17 protein-coding genes, 2 tRNA genes and 1 other annotated feature are annotated in these 18,302 nt (G+C 34.6%); all 19 genes read right to left on the reverse strand.

Annotated features, from left to right (window positions below; genetic code table 11):
- Positions 1-118: 118 nt before the first annotated feature.
- Positions 119-3,661 carry a DNA-directed RNA polymerase subunit beta' gene (rpoC, locus tag EQM05_RS14630; protein WP_128750825.1) on the reverse strand — a complete coding sequence of 1,181 codons (3,543 nt, stop codon included), beginning with the start codon at positions 3,659-3,661 and terminating at the stop codon, positions 119-121.
- A gap of 21 nt (positions 3,662-3,682) precedes the next feature.
- A complete protein-coding gene (rpoB, locus tag EQM05_RS14635; protein WP_128750827.1) occupies positions 3,683-7,396 on the reverse strand; it encodes a DNA-directed RNA polymerase subunit beta in 3,714 nt (1,237 codons plus the stop codon).
- 294 nt (positions 7,397-7,690) lie between these two features.
- A complete protein-coding gene (rplL, locus tag EQM05_RS14640) occupies positions 7,691-8,056 on the reverse strand; it encodes a 50S ribosomal protein L7/L12 (protein ID WP_128750829.1) in 366 nt (121 codons plus the stop codon).
- A 24-nt stretch (positions 8,057-8,080) separates the two neighbouring features.
- Positions 8,081-8,581 carry a 50S ribosomal protein L10 gene (gene rplJ / locus EQM05_RS14645; protein ID WP_128750831.1) on the reverse strand — a complete coding sequence of 167 codons (501 nt, stop codon included), beginning with the start codon at positions 8,579-8,581 and terminating at the stop codon, positions 8,081-8,083.
- A gap of 31 nt (positions 8,582-8,612) precedes the next feature.
- Positions 8,613-8,738 (reverse strand) — a sequence feature (ribosomal protein L10 leader region).
- Positions 8,739-8,774: 36 nt separating this feature from the next.
- The gene (gene rplA, locus EQM05_RS14650) at positions 8,775-9,464 is read right to left on the reverse strand and encodes a 50S ribosomal protein L1 (protein ID WP_128750833.1); all 690 of its coding nucleotides are present in this window, start codon (positions 9,462-9,464) and stop codon (positions 8,775-8,777) included.
- A 56-nt stretch (positions 9,465-9,520) separates the two neighbouring features.
- Positions 9,521-9,946 carry a 50S ribosomal protein L11 gene (gene rplK, locus EQM05_RS14655; protein ID WP_128750835.1) on the reverse strand — a complete coding sequence of 142 codons (426 nt, stop codon included), beginning with the start codon at positions 9,944-9,946 and terminating at the stop codon, positions 9,521-9,523.
- Between the two features lie 72 nt (positions 9,947-10,018).
- Entirely contained in the window at positions 10,019-10,540 is a 522-nt protein-coding gene (gene nusG, locus EQM05_RS14660; RefSeq protein ID WP_164917313.1) for a transcription termination/antitermination protein NusG, read from the reverse strand.
- A 171-nt stretch (positions 10,541-10,711) separates the two neighbouring features.
- Complete coding sequence (gene secE, locus EQM05_RS14665) at positions 10,712-10,945, reverse strand: preprotein translocase subunit SecE (protein WP_128750837.1); 234 nt, start codon at positions 10,943-10,945, stop codon at positions 10,712-10,714.
- A gap of 35 nt (positions 10,946-10,980) precedes the next feature.
- A complete protein-coding gene (gene rpmG / locus EQM05_RS14670) occupies positions 10,981-11,130 on the reverse strand; it encodes a 50S ribosomal protein L33 (protein WP_128750839.1) in 150 nt (49 codons plus the stop codon).
- Between the two features lie 179 nt (positions 11,131-11,309).
- Entirely contained in the window at positions 11,310-12,503 is a 1,194-nt protein-coding gene (gene tuf, locus EQM05_RS14675) for an elongation factor Tu (protein ID WP_128750816.1), read from the reverse strand.
- 82 nt (positions 12,504-12,585) lie between these two features.
- A tRNA-Thr gene (locus tag EQM05_RS14680) sits at positions 12,586-12,661 on the reverse strand.
- Positions 12,662-12,674: 13 nt separating this feature from the next.
- Positions 12,675-12,749: transfer RNA gene (locus EQM05_RS14685), tRNA-Gly, on the reverse strand.
- A gap of 79 nt (positions 12,750-12,828) precedes the next feature.
- Entirely contained in the window at positions 12,829-13,452 is a 624-nt protein-coding gene (gene sigH, locus EQM05_RS14690) for an RNA polymerase sporulation sigma factor SigH (protein ID WP_128751138.1), read from the reverse strand.
- An 88-nt stretch (positions 13,453-13,540) separates the two neighbouring features.
- Positions 13,541-14,053 (reverse strand): NYN domain-containing protein, encoded by a 513-nt coding sequence (locus EQM05_RS14695; RefSeq protein ID WP_128750841.1) that lies wholly within the window; start codon positions 14,051-14,053, stop codon positions 13,541-13,543.
- On the reverse strand, positions 14,050-14,859 hold the full coding sequence (rlmB, locus tag EQM05_RS14700; RefSeq protein WP_243108179.1) for a 23S rRNA (guanosine(2251)-2'-O)-methyltransferase RlmB: 810 nt from the start codon (positions 14,857-14,859) through the stop codon (positions 14,050-14,052). Before rlmB ends, EQM05_RS14695 begins: the two co-directional genes overlap by 4 nt.
- An 88-nt stretch (positions 14,860-14,947) precedes the next feature.
- Positions 14,948-15,469: a dihydrofolate reductase gene (locus EQM05_RS14705; RefSeq protein WP_128750845.1), complete on the reverse strand. Its 522-nt coding sequence runs from the start codon at positions 15,467-15,469 to the stop codon at positions 14,948-14,950.
- Positions 15,470-15,481: 12 nt separating this feature from the next.
- Positions 15,482-16,312 (reverse strand): thymidylate synthase, encoded by an 831-nt coding sequence (gene thyA, locus EQM05_RS14710; RefSeq protein WP_128750847.1) that lies wholly within the window; start codon positions 16,310-16,312, stop codon positions 15,482-15,484.
- 57 nt (positions 16,313-16,369) lie between these two features.
- A complete protein-coding gene (locus EQM05_RS14715; RefSeq protein ID WP_128750849.1) occupies positions 16,370-16,795 on the reverse strand; it encodes a ribonuclease III domain-containing protein in 426 nt (141 codons plus the stop codon).
- A gap of 16 nt (positions 16,796-16,811) precedes the next feature.
- Positions 16,812-18,209 carry a cysteine--tRNA ligase gene (cysS, locus tag EQM05_RS14720; protein ID WP_128750851.1) on the reverse strand — a complete coding sequence of 466 codons (1,398 nt, stop codon included), beginning with the start codon at positions 18,207-18,209 and terminating at the stop codon, positions 16,812-16,814.
- Positions 18,210-18,302: the final 93 nt, after the last annotated feature.

The raw sequence follows: 18,302 nt of genomic DNA on the forward strand, positions 1-18,302 counted from the left end.
CCTCCCTATAGGAATAATGTTTGCAGGGCAAAGTTCTAATTACTGAATATTTAAAACTATGTCCCTGCAAAAACATACAGATGTATTTTATCACTTTAAATTTATTATGTCAATAAACTTAAATCTTAGCATCTTCATTATTTGTTAAGCTTTTTTCTGGCTTTTCCTTTTCTGTATTAATTCTTACAGATCTATATCTAGTCATACCAGTTCCAGCTGGAATCAGCTTACCAATTATTACATTTTCCTTTAGTCCAAGTAATGGATCAATTTTACCTTTTATTGCAGCATCTGTAAGAACTCTAGTTGTTTCCTGGAAGGAAGCTGCTGATAAAAATGAATCAGTTGCTAAAGCTGCTTTTGTTATTCCTAGTAATGCTATTCTGCCTTCTGCCGGTTTACCACCAGACTCTTCAACCTTTTTATTTGCATCTTCAAAGTCAAACATATCAATCAATACACCTGGCAGCAGATCAGTATCACCCTGATCTTCAACCTTTACTTTTCTTGTCATTTGCTTTATTACGGTTTCAAGATGCTTATCATTTATATCAACACCTTGAAGTCTGTAAACTTTTTGAACTTCAGATAAAAGATAATTTTTTACACCGTTAACTCCCTTAATTCTAATAACATCATGCGGGTTAACTGAACCTTCAGTTATCTCATCTCCAGCATTAATTATATCTCCATTTGAAACTTTAAGTCTTGAACCAAATGGTATATCGTAGCTTACCTCTTCTCCGGAATCAGAAACTACAATAACAGTTCTCTTTTTCTTTGTGTCTTCCATTTTCACTGTTCCTGAAATTTCTGATACAATTGCAAGTCCCTTAGGTTTTCTTGCTTCAAATAACTCTTCAACTCTTGGTAAACCTTGTGTAATATCTGATCCGGCAACACCACCAGTATGGAATGTTCTCATTGTAAGCTGAGTTCCTGGTTCACCTATACTTTGTGCAGCAATTATTCCAACAGACTCGCCTATACTTATTTTTTTTGCTGTAGCCATATCCATACCATAACATTTAGCGCAGACACCATGTCTTGATTTACAGGTAAATACAGATCTGATCTTTACTTTATTAATTCCGGCTTTCTCAACTTTTTCAGCAAGGTTAACATCCATATAAGTATCTCTAGGAACCAATACCTCACCAGTAGATGGATTGATTATATCCTCTGCTGAATATCTTCCTGTAAGTCTTTCCGTAAGAGACTCAATTACTTCATTACCTTCTTTAATCTGTGATACTTCAAAGCCTTCCGTTGTTCCACAATCTTCTTCCCTTACAATTACATCCTGGCTGACATCTACCAATCTTCTAGTAAGATAACCTGAGTCAGCTGTCTTTAAAGCTGTATCAGCATTACCCTTTCTGGCACCATGAGTGGAAATGAAATATTCCAGGATATCCAGACCTTCTCTGAATGATGAACGAATTGGCAATTCAATAATTTTACCAGAAGGATTTGCCATAAGTCCTCTCATACCAGCCAATTGTTTTATCTGGCTTCTGGAACCTCTGGCTCCAGAATCTGCCATCATGAATATTGGATTAAATCTATCCAGGTTATCCATTAGTGCATTTGCTATATCTTCTGTAGTTTTGGTCCATTTATCAATAACTCTTTCATATCTTTCTTCTTCAGATATGAAACCTCTTCTATACATTTTTTCTATCTTATCAATGGCCGCATCAGCCTCTGCTAATAATTCTTTTTTAGCCTCTGGAACTACCATATCTGAAGTTGATACTGTTATTCCACTAACAGTAGAGTAATGATATCCCTTTGCCTTGATTTTATCAAGCATTATTGACGTTTGAGTTGGTCCATGTTTTAAGTAGCATTTATCTATTATTTTACCTAAATTCTTCTTTGCAACCAAAAAGTCCACTTCAAGTTTAAATTCATTTTCAGGCTTGCTTCTATCAATAAATCCTAAATCCTGCGGTATGGATTCATTAAATATTAACTTTCCGGGTGTAGTTTCAATTATACCTGTCTTTAATTGTCCATCAACAGTTTTAAACATTTTTACCTTAATCTTAGCATGAACATCAATTTCTTTTAATTGATAAGCCATAAGTACTTCATCAACAGATGAAAATGCTTTACCTTCACCTTTGACACCATCTTTATCGATAGTTAAATAATATGATCCTAAAACCATATCCTGTGTAGGTACAACAACTGGTTTTCCATCAGATGGCTTTAATATATTATGTGCTGCAAGCATTAAGAATCTTGCTTCTGCCTGAGCCTCAACAGATAATGGTACATGAACAGCCATCTGGTCACCATCAAAGTCAGCATTATAAGCAGTACATGCAAGTGGATGTAACTTAATAGCCCTGCCCTCTACCAGTATTGGCTGAAAAGCCTGAATTCCAAGTCTGTGTAGTGTAGGAGCACGATTAAGCAATACTGGATGATCTGAAATTACCTCTTCTAAAACATCCCATACCTGAGTCTGAACTCTTTCAACCATTCTCTTAGCGCTCTTTATATTATGTGCTAAACCACTTTGAACTAATTTCTTCATAACAAATGGTTTAAACAATTCAAGAGCCATTTCCTTTGGAAGTCCGCATTGATACATCTTTAGTTCTGGTCCTACTACAATAACAGAACGTCCAGAGTAATCAACACGCTTACCAAGCAGATTTTGTCTGAATCTTCCTTGCTTTCCTTTTAACATATCAGATAATGATTTTAAAGGCCTGTTTCCTGGTCCAGTAACTGGTCTCCCTCTTCTTCCATTATCAATTAATGCATCAACAGCTTCCTGCAGCATTCTTTTTTCATTTCTTACTATTATCTCTGGTGCTCCAAGATCTAATAATTTTTTCAATCTGTTATTTCTATTAATAACTCTTCTATATAAGTCGTTTAAGTCAGATGTGGCAAATCTTCCTCCATCGAGCTGAACCATTGGTCTTAAATCAGGGGGAATTACCGGAATAACATCAATTATCATCCAGTCTGGCTTATTATGGGACTTTCTGAAGGATTCAACAACCTCAAGTCTTCTTATAATCCTTATTCTCTTTTGTCCTGTACTTGTTTTTAAATCTTCCTTTAATTCAGCTGACAAGCGATCTAAGTCAAGCTCTTTCAGCAGTACCTTTACAGATTCAGCCCCCATGCCGGCAACGAAATTTTCTTCTCCATATTTATCGCAGGCCTCCCTATATTCCTTTTCATTCAGAAGCTGTTTCTTCAGTAGTGGTGTTTCCTTTGGATCTAACACAACATATGAAGCAAAATATAGAATCTTTTCCAATGCTCTTGGTGACATATCAAGAATAAGTCCCATTCTTGATGGTATGCCTTTAAAATACCATATATGAGAAACTGGAGCTGCTAATTCAATATGTCCCATTCTTTCACGTCTTACTTTAGCTTTTGTTACTTCAACACCGCATCTATCGCATACAATTCCCTTATATCTAATTCTTTTATACTTTCCGCAGTGACATTCCCAGTCTTTTATTGGTCCAAATATTCTTTCACAAAAAAGACCATCTCTTTCTGGTTTTAAAGTCCTATAATTAATGGTTTCAGGTTTCTTCACTTCACCTCTTGACCATTCTCTTATTTTCTCCGGTGAAGCAAGACCTATTTGTAGTGCATCAAAATTGTTTAATTCAAACAAGGGTACATCCTCCCTTCAAAATTAATGTTCATCATTAAAATCATCAATTTCCAAATCACTCTGAAGCTCATCTAATGGTAAATCATCATAATCTATATCATCTTCTAAATCTGTTTCGGAATTGCTGTCATCATTTTCATCTTTATACTCTGCATCTGGTACTGGAGGGACATCATCCTCTGTTCCTTCAATATTTACTTCAAGATCTTCAGCTTCATCATCAACAGATTCCTTAATTTTAATCTCTTTATTTTCATCATTTAATACTTTAACATCAAGACATAATGCCTGAAGTTCCTTAATAAGTACTTTAAATGATTCTGGTACTCCTGGCTCAGGGATGTTTTCACCCTTCACTATTGCCTCATAAGTTTTTACTCTTCCTACAACATCATCAGATTTAACAGTTAATATTTCCTGAAGTGTATGTGCTGCACCATATGCCTCTAATGCCCAAACTTCCATTTCTCCAAATCTTTGTCCGCCAAATTGAGCTTTACCTCCTAAAGGCTGCTGCGTAACTAATGAATAAGGTCCTGTTGATCTGGCATGAATCTTATCATCTACTAAGTGAGCAAGTTTTAGAATATACATATATCCTACCGTTACCCTGCTATCAAATGCTTCTCCGGTTCTTCCATCATACAGCATTGTTTTACCATCTGCATCATATCCGGCCTTCTTTAAACATTCAACAATCTCTTCTTCCCTGGCACCATCAAAAACTGGTGTTGCAATGTGCCAGCCTAATTCACTAGCTGCCCATCCTAAATGAACTTCAAGTACCTGCCCAATGTTCATACGTGAAGGAACACCCAATGGATTTAAGCATATCTGAAGTGGTCTTCCATCTGGCAGGAAAGGCATATCTTCTTCAGGTAAAACTCTTGATATAACACCTTTATTACCATGTCTGCCAGCCATTTTATCTCCAACTGATATTTTTCTTTTCTGAGCTATATAACATCTAACAAGTTTATTAACTCCTGGAGGTAATTCGTCTCCATTTTCCCTTGTAAATACTTTTACATCTACAATTATGCCTGCTTCACCATGAGGAACTCTAAGCGAAGTATCTCTGACTTCTCTTGCCTTTTCACCGAATATAGCTCTTAGAAGCCTTTCTTCAGCTGTTAACTCTGTTTCTCCCTTTGGGGTTACCTTACCAACTAAAATATCCCCTGATCTAACCTCTGCTCCTATTCTTATAATTCCTCTCTCGTCTATATCTTTAAGAGCATCTTCACCTACATTTGGAATATCCCTGGTTATTTCTTCAGGTCCGAGCTTTGTATCCCTGGCTTCTGCCTCATACTCTTCAATATGAATAGAAGTAAATACATCCTCTCTAACTAATTCTTCAGAAATAAGCATAGCATCTTCGTAGTTATAGCCTTCCCATGTAATAAATCCCATACGAATATTTTTGCCTAATGCAATTTCACCTAAATCAGTAGATGGTCCGTCTGCTAAAACTGTACCCTTTTCTACTCTTTCATTTTTGCTTACAATAGGTCTTTGATTTATACATGTTCCCTGATTTGATCTCTTGAATTTTAATAGTCTGTAAATATCCGTACCACCGTCAGAATCTCTTTTAACTCTTATTTCATTAGCACTAACATAGGATACAGCTCCGGCATTTTTAGCCTTTGGTAGCACCCCTGAATCAACTGCAGCTTTATATTCTATTCCTGTACCAACAATTGGAGCCTGCGGCTTAAGTAATGGAACTGCCTGACGCTGCATGTTTGATCCCATTAGGGCACGGCTGGCATCATCATTTTCCAAAAATGGTATCATTGCAGTTGCTACAGATACTAATTGTCTTGGAGACACATCCATTAAATCTACCTCTGTATTAGGTACCAATATAACATCTTCAAGTGATCTGACAGTTACCTTTTTATCTATAAAATGTCCCTCATCATCAAGAGGTTCATTAGATTTAGCAATCAAGTATTGATCTTCTTCATCAGCAGTCATATAAGTTATATCCTTTGTTACAATTCCTGCTTTCTTATCAATTCTTCTATAAGGCGTTTCAATAAATCCATATTCATTAACTCTTGCATATGTAGCTAAAGAGTTAATTAAGCCTATATTAGGTCCTTCTGGAGTTTCTATAGGACACATTCTGCCATAATGTGAATGATGAACGTCTCTTACTTCAAATCCAGCTCTTTCTCTGGATAATCCACCTGGTCCTAATGCTGAAAGTCTTCTCTTATGAGTTAACTCTGACAATGGGTTGGTCTGATCCATAAATTGTGACAGCTGAGAACTGCCAAAGAACTCTTTTATAGCCGCTGCCACTGGTCTTATATTTATTAAGGCCTGAGGTGTTATTACTTCCTGGTCCTGAATCGTCATTCTTTCCTTGACAACTCTTTCCATTCTGGAAAGACCTATTCTAAATTGGTTTTGTAACAATTCGCCTACAGATCTTAGTCTCCTGTTTCCTAAATGATCTATGTCATCGGTATTTCCAACATTATAAGTTAATCCTAATTCGTAACTTATAGTTGCATATATATCGTCCCTGATAATATGCTTAGGGATCAATTCATGAATTCTCTTTTTTATCTGTTCCTTAATTTCGGCTTCATCATTTGAGTTATCCAGTATTTCCTTTAATGTTGGATAATGCACATTTTCTTTTATATTTAAATCGCTTATATCAAATTCGACAAATTTATGTATGTCTACAAAATGATTTCCAATTACTTTATGAACCTTATCTTCAACTTCAATTTTTACAGTATTAATTCCACTATTTTGAATATCTAATGCTACGTCTCTGTCAATTCTTTCTCCTTTTTGGACAAAAATCTCTCCAGTCTGTGGATTTACGATATCTTCTGCAGCAATTTGATTAGCAATTCTTAAATGCAATGCTAATTTCTTGTTAAATTTATATCTTCCTACTCTAGATAAGTCATATCTTTTTGGGTCAAAAAATAGAACATCAATTAGTGATAAAGCGCTATCAACAGTTGGAGGCTCACCTGGTCTTAGTCTTTTATAGACTTCCAGTAAAGCTTCATCTCTGGTTTTAGTATTATCTTTTTCAATTGTTGCTTTTAATCTTTCATCGTCTCCAAATAGTTCAACAACTTCAGCATCTGTACCATATCCCAATGCTCTTGCAAGAATAGTTATTGGTAGTTTCCTTGTTTTATCTATTCTAACGTAAATAACATCATTTGAATCTGTTTCGTACTCAAGCCATGCTCCTCTATTTGGTATTACTGTAGCAGAATAAAGCTTCTTACCAGTTTTATCCACAGACATGTCATAATACACACCCGGTGATCTTACCAGCTGACTTACAATAACTCTTTCTGCTCCGTTGATTATAAAAGTTCCTTGCTCTGTCATGAGAGGAAAATCTCCCATAAATACTTCTTGTTCCTTTACTTCTCCAGTTTCCTTATTAAGTAGTCTTACTTTGACCTTTAAAGGTGCTGCATAAGTAGCATCTCTTTCCTTACATTCTTCAACTTGATACTTGATGTTTTCTAAGTCAAGTTTGTATCCGACAAATTCCAGGTTTAAGTTACCTGTATAATCCTGAATAGGATTAATATCGTCAAAAACTTCCTGCAGACCTTCCTTTAAGAACCAATCGTAGGAATCCAATTGAACTTCAATTAGGTTAGGCATTTCTGCTACTTCTTTAAGTTTTGAAAAGTTCATTCTTGTTCTTTTGCCAACTTTGACAGGATGTACCATTGACTTTCACCCCTTGCATAAACTAAAAATAACCAAAAACACAACAGTTTATAGATTTATGTCTTTGGAATAAATACACTATTATAAAATAGTATTGCCTTTTATGTAAAAAAAATTCAGTACTTGTAAAACTTGTATAGTTTCGCATTGTAACTAATAATCAATGCAATTAATTATATTATCATATAAATATTCTATTGTCAATGCAAGTAACAAAACTTTTACTATTATTCTTATATATACTTAAAAAGAGGCACTTAATGAAAAGTGCCTCTTTCTGACAAACACTAATAACTATTTTAATTCAACTTCTGCTCCAACTTCTGTAAGTTTTGTTTTAATTGATTCTGCTTCGTCTTTGCTTACAGCTTCTTTAAGTGTCTTTGGAGCTCCGTCTACTAATTCCTTAGCATCCTTTAATCCAAGACCAGTTATTTCTCTTACTGCTTTTATAACTTTAATTTTTTCTGATCCAATGCTCTTTAATACTACATCGAACTCAGTTTTTTCTTCTGCAGCTGGAGCTGCAGCACCAGCACCTGCTGCTGCAACTGGAGCAGCTGCGCTTACACCAAACTCTTCTTCACATGCTTTTACTAATTCATTTAATTCTAAAACACTCATTTCCTTTATAGCTTGAATGATTTCTTCTTTATTCATAATTAAGCACCTCCAATAATTTTATTAAGCTTCTTTTGATTCTTTTGATTCTTTAATAGCATTTAATAAGTATACAAAACTTGATAATGGAGCTTTGAAGCTTCCAAGAAGTTTTGCAATAAGAACATCCTTTGATGGAATGCTGGCAATTTGTTCAATTGTTTGTGCATCATAAACTTTTCCATCAATGATACCGCCTTTTAATTCCAACTTTTTATGTTTTCCAGCAAAATTCTTTAATATTCTTGCTGGTGCAGTAGCATCTTCATATCCAAAAGATACTGAAATTGGTCCGTCTATAATACTTGTAGCTTCTTCAAAGCCACATTCCTTAGCAGCTAAAGTTGTCAAAGTATTTTTAAAGACTCTGTACTCAATACCTGCATCTCTTAATTGTTTTCTAAGTTCTGTATCCTCTTCAACAGTTAAGCCTTGGTATTTAGAAAATACTATGCCTTGAGCTTTTTCAAACTTTTCCTTTATTGCTAATACTTTTGCTTCTTTTAATTCCCTGTTTTTACTCACTGCTTGCCACCTCCTTACAGTTATAAGTACAAATCATATAATTAAAGGTCCCTCCATAGACATGAAGAGACCAATTGTAATCAATTATGTTCTCCTCGGCAGGCCCTTATGGTTACGCTTATGCACCTACTGTCTGTGGAAAATTTTTATTCAACTTTTTGTATTATAACATTTACTGTATGCTAAGTCAATACTACTCTAATACTTTTGTTGGGTTTATTTTAACTCCAGGTCCCATAGTACTTGAAACAACTACTGACTTAATGTATTGACCTTTTGCTGCAACTGGTTTAGCTTTTACTATAGCTTCCATTAAAGCATGGAAGTTAGTAGCTAATTTTTCAGATTCAAATGATTTCTTTCCTATTGGAACGTGAACGATAGAAGTTTTATCAACTCTATATTCTACCTTACCAGCTTTAATGTCTGATAATGCTTTTGCTACATCAAATGTAACAGTTCCTGATTTAGGGTTAGGCATTAATCCCTTAGGTCCTAATACTCTACCTAGTCTACCAACAACACCCATCATATCAGGTGTAGCTACGACTACATCAAAATCAAACCAATTTTCTTTTTGAATTTTATCTAAATATTCTTCTGCTCCTACATAATCTGCTCCAGCAGCCTCGGCTTCCTTAGCCTTTTCGCCTTTAGCGAACACTAAAACTTTAACAGTTTTTCCTGTTCCATGAGGAAGCACAACAGCTCCTCTAACCTGCTGATCTGCATGCCTTGGGTCAACGCCAAGTCTAACAGCCAGTTCAATTGTTTCATCAAACTTAGCTTTGGATGTTTTAACAACTAATTCCATTGCCTCAGCTGGTGTATATAATACATTTTTATCAATAAGCTTAGCACTTTCATTATAATTCTTTCCCATATGCCAATCCTCCTTTGTGGTATTAACGGTTTTTACCTCCCACTAATTTAAGTTAACTATTCTTCTACAGTTATTCCCATACTTCTTGCAGTTCCTGCAATCATGCTCATAGCTGATTCAACTGAAGCTGCATTTAAGTCAGGCATTTTTGTTTCAGCAATCTGCTTTAGCTGAGCCTTAGTGATTTTTGCAACTTTTGTCTTGTTAGGAACTCCTGAGCCGCTCTCAATTCCAACTGCTTTCTTTAAAAGAACAGCTGCTGGTGGAGTCTTTAGTATAAAACTAAAAGATCTATCCTGATATACTGTGATTACGACTGGAATTATTAAACCTGCCTGTTGGGCAGTTTTGGCATTAAATTCCTTACAGAAACCCATAATGTTTACACCATGCTGACCTAAAGCTGGACCAACTGGTGGTGCTGGAGTAGCTTTTCCTGCAGGAAGCTGAAGCTTAATCATTCCTACTACTTTCTTAGCCATGTATTTATACCTCCTATTATGTGGTAATACGGACTTTAGTCCTCCCACTTATTAAGACTTTCGTCTTTTTAGCTAATCTAGTTTTTCTATTTGACTAAAATCTAGTTCAACAGGTGTTTCCCTGCCAAACATATTAACTAACGCTTTAATCTTATGTTTTTCCTGGTTAATTTCCTGAATTACAGCTGGGAAATTCTCCAAAGGACCTGAAGTAACTTTTACTGTTTCCCCAGCCTTTACATCTATGCTGACCTGCTTTTCAGCAATTCCCATAGATGAAACTTCCTCATCTGTAAGTGCAACCGGCTTAGATCCTGGACCTACAAAGCCAGTAACACCTCTTGTGTTTCTAACTATGTACCACGAATCATCCGTCATTATCATTTTTACTAATACATATCCTGGAAATATCTTTTTAAGAGTAATCTTTTTCTTACCATCCTTTACTTCAACCTGTTCTTCCATTGGAACCTGGACATCATGAATCCATTCGCTCAGATTTCTATTTTCAACAGTTTTTTCAAGGTTTACCTTTACCTTATTTTCATAACCAGAATATGTATGTACAACATACCATCTAGCTCTCTCTGCCATAATCTTAGGGACGGTTTTCAAATATCCACCCCTACCTCCTTTTTAACTATATTTACAAGTTACCTTTATTATAGAGTTTTAATTCAACTATTATTCCATGCATAAGTAAAAAAGCTGTAATTATACGCCTTTACAAATGCATAAGCTTAATTTTATGATAAAACTCCTGTATTAAGACTTAAAGATAATCTTAAAGAGGCTACTAAAACCAAAATCAAATATTGCAATAAATACTATATATATCAGACAAAATATAAGTACTGTAATAGCTGCTTTTTTTGTATCTTCCTTTGAAGCCCAAGTAATTCTTTTAAACTCAGCCTTCATTCCTGTCAAATACTTTATTAATCCATTTCTAGGAGCTTTAACTGCTTTTGCGCCATTAACTTTTTGTTCACCAGCCATTATCTTCACATCCTTAAAAGTTATAAAAGCTCATACTATTTTGTCTCTTTATGTAGTGTATGTTTATGGCAAAATGGGCAATACTTTCTCATTTCTAATCTATCTGGGTCATTCTTCTTATTTTTCATTGTATTGTAATTTCTCTGCTTGCAGTCTTGACATGCTAAAGTAACTTTTACTCTCATTGTTCTACACCTCCCGGTATTTATCCTGTCATATATAAAAGCTTAAATGCTATATAACACATAATTTTGCACTACCTTAATAATTTATCATAAGATAGTTGTTATGTCAATATTTCATTAACTTGCTTTTAAAAGGACCAGGTCTAGAAACCCAGTCCTAAATTTCAGCAAATTATTAATTACTCAATAATTTTAGTAACAACACCTGATCCAACTGTTCTTCCGCCTTCTCTTATAGCAAATCTTAATTCTTCGTTCATTGCAACTGGTGTTATTAACTCAACTGTCATATCTATATGATCTCCAGGCATTACCATTTCTACTCCATCTGGTAATTTTATTGATCCTGTTACATCTGTTGTTCTGAAGTAAAATTGTGGTCTGTATCCATCAAAGAATGGAGTATGTCTTCCGCCTTCTTCTTTCTTTAATACATATACCTGACCTACAAATTTATGATGTGGATGTACTGAACCTGGTTTTGCTAATACCTGGCCTCTTTCAATTTCTTCCCTCTGTATTCCTCTTAACAATGCTCCTATGTTGTCTCCTGCTTCTGCTCTGTCCAGTGTCTTCCTGAACATTTCTACGCCTGTTACTACTGTCTTCTTCTTTTCTGTGCTTAGGCCTACGATTTCTACTTCATCGCCTATTTTTAATTCTCCTGTTTCTACTCTTCCTGTTGCAACTGTTCCTCTTCCTGTTATTGTCATTACATCTTCTACTGGCATTAAGAATGGTTTGTCAGTTGCTCTCTTTGGTGTTGGTATATAGCTGTCTACTGCATCCATTAATTCATATATGCATTTTGTTGCTTCTGGATCATCTGGATTCTCTAATGCTTTTAATGCTGATCCTACTATTATTGGTGTGTCATCTCCTGGGAATCCATACTCATTTAATAGCTCTCTTACTTCCATTTCTACTAATTCTATTAATTCTGGATCATCTACCTGGTCTGCTTTGTTTAAGAATACTACTATGTACTGTACTCCAACCCTGCTTGCCAACAGTATATGCTCTCTTGTCTGAGGCATTGGACCATCTGCTGCACTTACTACCAGGATTGCTCCATCCATCTGAGCTGCTCCTGTTATCATGTTCTTTACATAGTCAGCATGTCCTGGACAGTCTACGTGTGCATAATGTCTCTTATCTGTCTCATATTCAACATGTGCTGTGTTGATTGTGATTCCTCTTTCTTTTTCTTCTGGTGCTTTATCTATTTCGTCATACTTTGTTGCTGATGCATAGCCTTTCTTTGACAGTACCATTGTTATTGCTGCTGTTAATGTTGTCTTACCGTGGTCTACGTGTCCTATTGTTCCTATGTTTACATGTGGTTTTGTTCTTTCATATTTTGCTTTTGCCATTTTTCATTTCCTCCCTTTGAATTAACATTTCCCTCATCAAGTAAACTTACCCTGGTGTGTTGCGTGTAAGCTATAATTTTTTTGGAGCCCGCGACCAGGATCGAACTGGTGACCTCCACCTTACCAAGGTGACGCTCTACCTACTGAGCTACGTGGGCAATTTTTTATTATTGGAGCGGGAGACGGGAATTGAACCCGCGGCAACTAGCTTGGGAAGCTAGTGTTCTACCGCTGAACTACTCCCGCTCAATAGCAATGATATAATACATATACCGATTATAAATTTTAATATAATAATGCTGGTTTGTCAATATGTATTTAAAAATTATTTATTTAAACACTTTTCCAGCTTTCTTTTTACCCTTTGCAGTGCATTATCAATTGATTTAGCATGTCTATCTAAATCGCAGGCAATTTCCAGATAGGACTTTCCATCTAAATATGACATTAATACTTCCATCTCTAAACTAGACAAAACTTCTCCAATTTCAGATTGAATATGATTTAATTCTTCCCTGCTTATAACTAGTTCCTCGGGATCTGCAACTTTCGCTTCTGATAAAACATCCATGAGTGTTCTGTCAGAATCCTCGTCATATATAGGCTTATTAAGAGATATATAGGTGTTTAAAGGTATATGCTTCTGTCTTGTTGCAGTTTTTATTGCAGTAATAATCTGTCTTGTAACACAAAGCTCTGCAAAAGCTTTAAAAGATGATAATTTATCGGTTCTAAAATCTCTTATGGCCTTATATAACCCTATCATTCCCTCTTGATATATATCTTCCTTGTCAGCTCCAATTAAAAAATAAGATTTAGCCTTAGCTTTAACAAAATTCTGATATTTGTTTATAAGAAATTCCTGTGCCTTTATGTCCCCATTTTTAGCTAAAACTGCTACTTCCTCATCCATTTTATCTTCATATATGGAAGTTGCCTTGTTTTTCATAACCCCATTATCCAAGCTATCTCCCCCCAATCTAAATATAAGCCACAAAACAATTATACATTACATATAATTTTTCAGTCAAGTAAATTTAGTCGCTTCTTCGAATTTTTTCTAGCACTTCCAGTATATCCTTATCAAGTCTTTCCTCAAGAGTCGACTTATTTGAACTTTTTATCTTATTTAATTTCTTTTTAATCGCTTGTTCACTACCCGTAACCTCATGGTAAAATTCTAAGGATGACATTCTGGTGGCACCCCTTTGAAATACAACCTGCTGTTCAAGGGAATCAGAAGTTACTACAGACACATCTATTTTTCTGCCAATATTATTTACATTCTTTTCAATAAAACTATCTGCAGTCTCTCCCTCTTTAGTATACACTACTATTATATTTGAATTTATTTCTTCCCTCTTCTCCAAACTACCTTTTTTTAAATGAGCATCAAATACTAAGTATAATTTACAATTATTGTATACTGCATAATTTTCAAGAATTTCAATTAACTTTTGTCTGGCGATTTCCAGATTAATATCTTTCGCAGCTCGAAGGTCAGACCAACTGTTAATTACATTATAACCATCTACAAATATTGTTTTCACTTTACTTCTTTAGTTATTTTTTGTTTTAATATTTCATACATTAGTATTCCACCTGCCACTGAAGCATTTAAAGATGAAATTTTTCCTACCATTGGTATTTTAACAAGTACATCACACTTTTCTTTTGAAAGCTTTGATATTCCTCTGCCTTCGCTTCCAATTATTAAAGCGGTCCCTCCTGAAAAATCCACATTATAACTGTATTTACTGCCTTCCATATGAGCTCCATAAATCCAAATACCTTTTGCTTTTAGCTTATCAATAACAGAATTAATATTTGTAACTTTAGAAATCATCATATGTTCAACTGCACCTGCTGAGGATTTATAAACAGCAGGTGTTACTCCTACATTTCTTCTTTTAGGAATAATTATGCCATGTACTCCGCATGCTTCTGCAGTTCTTACTATTGACCCGAAATTATGCGGGTCTTCTATTTCATCCAATATTACTATGAAAGGTTCTTCGCCTTTTTTATCTGCATACTCTAAAATATCTTCTACTTCACAATATTTAAATGGTGTTACTTGAGCTATTACACCCTGATGAGATCCAGTTACAGACATTGAATCAAGTTTTCTTCTATCAACTTCTTTTATTACAACCCCTTTTTCTTTAGCAAGTGCTGTAATAACACTTATGGAGCCTGAAGTATCCCCTTTCGCAACTAATATCTGTTCCACAGTACTTTGTCCCTTTAGAGTTTCAATCACGGCATTCCTGCCCTCTACAATATCCTCACGTATTTCCTTTGATTCATTATTTTCAAAACTCTTTTTGTAATTAGCTGGAGCTTTTTCTGTAATCCCTTTTACATTTTTATATTTATTTTCATTTTTTCTTGCATCTTTAGACACATATCTTCCTTCTCTGCCTTTGCTTTCTTTATTTCTATTATTTGTTTTGTTCACCATTATTCCTCTTTCCTATATTGTTTACATATTTATTAAAACTGTATTGTATATTATTATAATTTTTTAATTCGCTAACAGATACTAATGCCCAGCCGCTTTCTTTATCCAGGTTAGCAAAGTACTTATCAGCAGGATATGTGTTTTGTATTTTTGTAACATAGGCTTCTGTACAGTATGGTAAAAACTGAGAGTATATTGACTCTCCTCCTATTACAAATACATCATTCATTGGATATCTCTTTATCTTTTCAAATACTTCATTAACCGAACGGCATATAATCACTCTGTCATCATTAAAGCTTTCATTTTTACTAAGCACAATATTTACTCTGTCCTTCAGAGGATTTTTCAAAGGAAAAGATTCAAATGTTTCCCTTCCCATAACCACAACTTTCCCCAATGTCATTTGTTTGAAGAACTTCATATCTTCCGGAATTGACTGCAATAATCTGCCTCCACAGCCAATTCCCCAATTCAAGTCTACAGCAACAATAGCTTTCATGTCATCCGCCTCCTATATAGCAACAGGGATATTCTTTATTTGAGCACCGCTTTTGTATCCTTCTAATACAAAGTCATCAACCTTAAAATCATAAAAATCTTTTTTATCTGGATTAATTAATAATTTAGGCGCAGCATAAGGAGTCCTTTGAATAAGTTCTTTAATTAAAGGTATGTGCCTGTCATATATATGTGCATCTGCAATAACATGAACAAATTCTCCAACCTCTAAATTGCTTACCTGAGCCAGCATATGTACAAGTATTGCATATTGAGATACATTCCAATTGTTGGCCACCAAAACATCCTGTGATCGTTGATTAAGTATAGCATTAAGTTTTTTACCTGTAACATTAAATGTCATGCTATATGCACAAGGATATAAATTCATTTCATGTAAATCATTATGATTGTACATATTAACCATAATTCTTCTACTATATGGATTGTGCTTTAAATCATATAATACCCTATCAACTTGATCAAATTCTCCTTCCTGGTATTTATGCTTGATACCAAGTTGATATCCGTAAGCTTTGCCTATAGAGCCATCTTCATTTGCCCAGCTGTCCCAAATGTGGCTGTTAAGATCTTTAACATTATTGGATTTCTTTTGCCATATCCAAAGCAATTCATCTATTGCTGCCTTTAAATTTGTTGGCCTTAATGTAAGAATAGGGAATTCCTTGGAAAGGTCATATCTATTAATAACACAAAATTTCTTAATTGTATGAGCAGGTGTACCATCAGGCCATTTAGCCCTTATAATTTGGCCTTCAGATGAAACTCCATTTTCAAGTATATCTTTGCACATTTCAATAAAAATATTATCAGCTTTACTCAAAATAAAACTCCTTTCATATCTATGGTTTTTTATTTAGCTGTTATGTACTATATCTATTTAACTCTTTTGCTTATGTTTTAAATCAACAATTTCTTTAAACATGTAATTTAATCTATCCATCTGTTCCGTTAAATATAGATATCCTATTAGCGCTTCAAGCCCTGTAGCATTTCTGTATTCTATTATATCTCCATTTTTAGGTGAGGTTGGTGATTTTGCATTTCTTCCCCTTTTAAAAATCCACTGCTCTTCTTCATTTAAGCTATCCACAATTGCCAAAATGAAATTACTTTGTGCCTGTGCTTTTACGTAGGATATTGCATTTACATGAAGCTTATGAGCTGACATATCATTGTTCTCACTTACCAGATAAATTCTCACAAACATTTCATAAACTGCATCTCCTACATAAGCCAATACCAGTGGATTTAACTGCCTGCATTGATCTTTAGTAAATTTATTTTCAAGTAATTCAAATTCCATTTTAATTCCGCCTTTTCTAAACTCTTTTCCATCTAACTCCTTGTGGTGTATCCTCCAAAGTTATGCCCTGTGATTTTAATTCATCTCTTATTTTATCTGCCAGTGCCCAGTTTTTTTCCTTCCTTGCCTGCTGTCTTTCCATTATTAGTTTTTCAATATCTTTTTCCAGATTATCTTTGGTCGTTTTTTGAAGAATGCCTAAAGGTTCTCCAAGTTCCCTAATCAAACTTATGCACTTATTAATTAATTCCTTTGAAGCATTAACATCCACATGAATGTTTATGTCCTTTATTAAATCAAATATAACTGATATAGCATCTGCTGTATTAAAATCATCATCCATCTTCTCTATGTATTTATCCCTATATTTTAGTAAATCTTTATAATAATCATTTTCAGCTTCCTGTATATTTTCTAATTTAACTTCATTAAGTAAGCTCTCTAAATTATATAACGAATTATAAAGTCTTTCCACAGATGATTTAGCAGACTCAAGGAGTTCATCACTAAAATTGATCTGAGCCCTATAGTGAGCTGAAAGCATAAAAAATCTTATTACATCAGCATCATACTTTTCTAATACCTCTCTTGCAGTAAAAAAGTTATTCAGGGATTTTGACATCTTCTGATTGTTCACATTTACAAAGGCGGAATGCATCCAGTAATTGGCAAAGGGTTTACCTGTTAATGCTTCACTTTGTGCTATTTCATTTTCGTGATGAGGGAATATCAAATCTGTTCCACCACCATGAATGTCTATTGTTTCACCTAAAACATTATATGCCATGCATGAGCATTCTATATGCCACCCTGGTCTTCCCAAGCCCCATGGGCTTTCCCATGCAGGTTCACCAGGTTTTTGCTTTTTCCACAATGCAAAATCCATTGGATCAGTTTTTCTTTCATCTATATTTATTCTGGCTCCAGCCTGAAGTTCATCAATATTTTGCCCTGAAAGCTTGCCATATTCATTAAATTTCTTTGTACTAAAATAAACATCCCCGTCTATTTCATAAGCATATCCTTTATTAATTAGTTCACTTACGAAAGAAACAATTTTATTTATATATTCAGTTGCCCTGGGATTAACTGTGGCCCTCTTAATGTGAAGCCTGTCTGCATCAGTGTAATATTCTCTGATAAATTTATCACCTAACTGTTTTACTGTAATCTGCTGTTCATTTGCTTTCTTTATCATTTTATCATCTATATCAGTGAAGTTCTGAACGAAATTGACTTTATATCCCTTGTATTCTAAATATCTTCTTATGGTATCAAAAACTATAAATGTTCTTCCATTTCCTAAATGAAAGTAATTATATACTGTTGGCCCGCAGACGTACATATTTACTTCTTTAGGATTTATGGTTACAAACTCCTCCTTCTTCTTAGTCAGCGTGTTATATATCTTCATTAAAATTTCCTGCTACTCAAAATATGGTCAAATCTATCCATACTGAGAAAATTCCTGTTTCATTGTACTTTGCCTTGCCTAAGCTACTACAGT

Source organism: Clostridium sp. JN-9 (genome assembly GCF_004103695.1).
Lineage (GTDB): Bacteria > Bacillota > Clostridia > Clostridiales > Clostridiaceae > JN-9.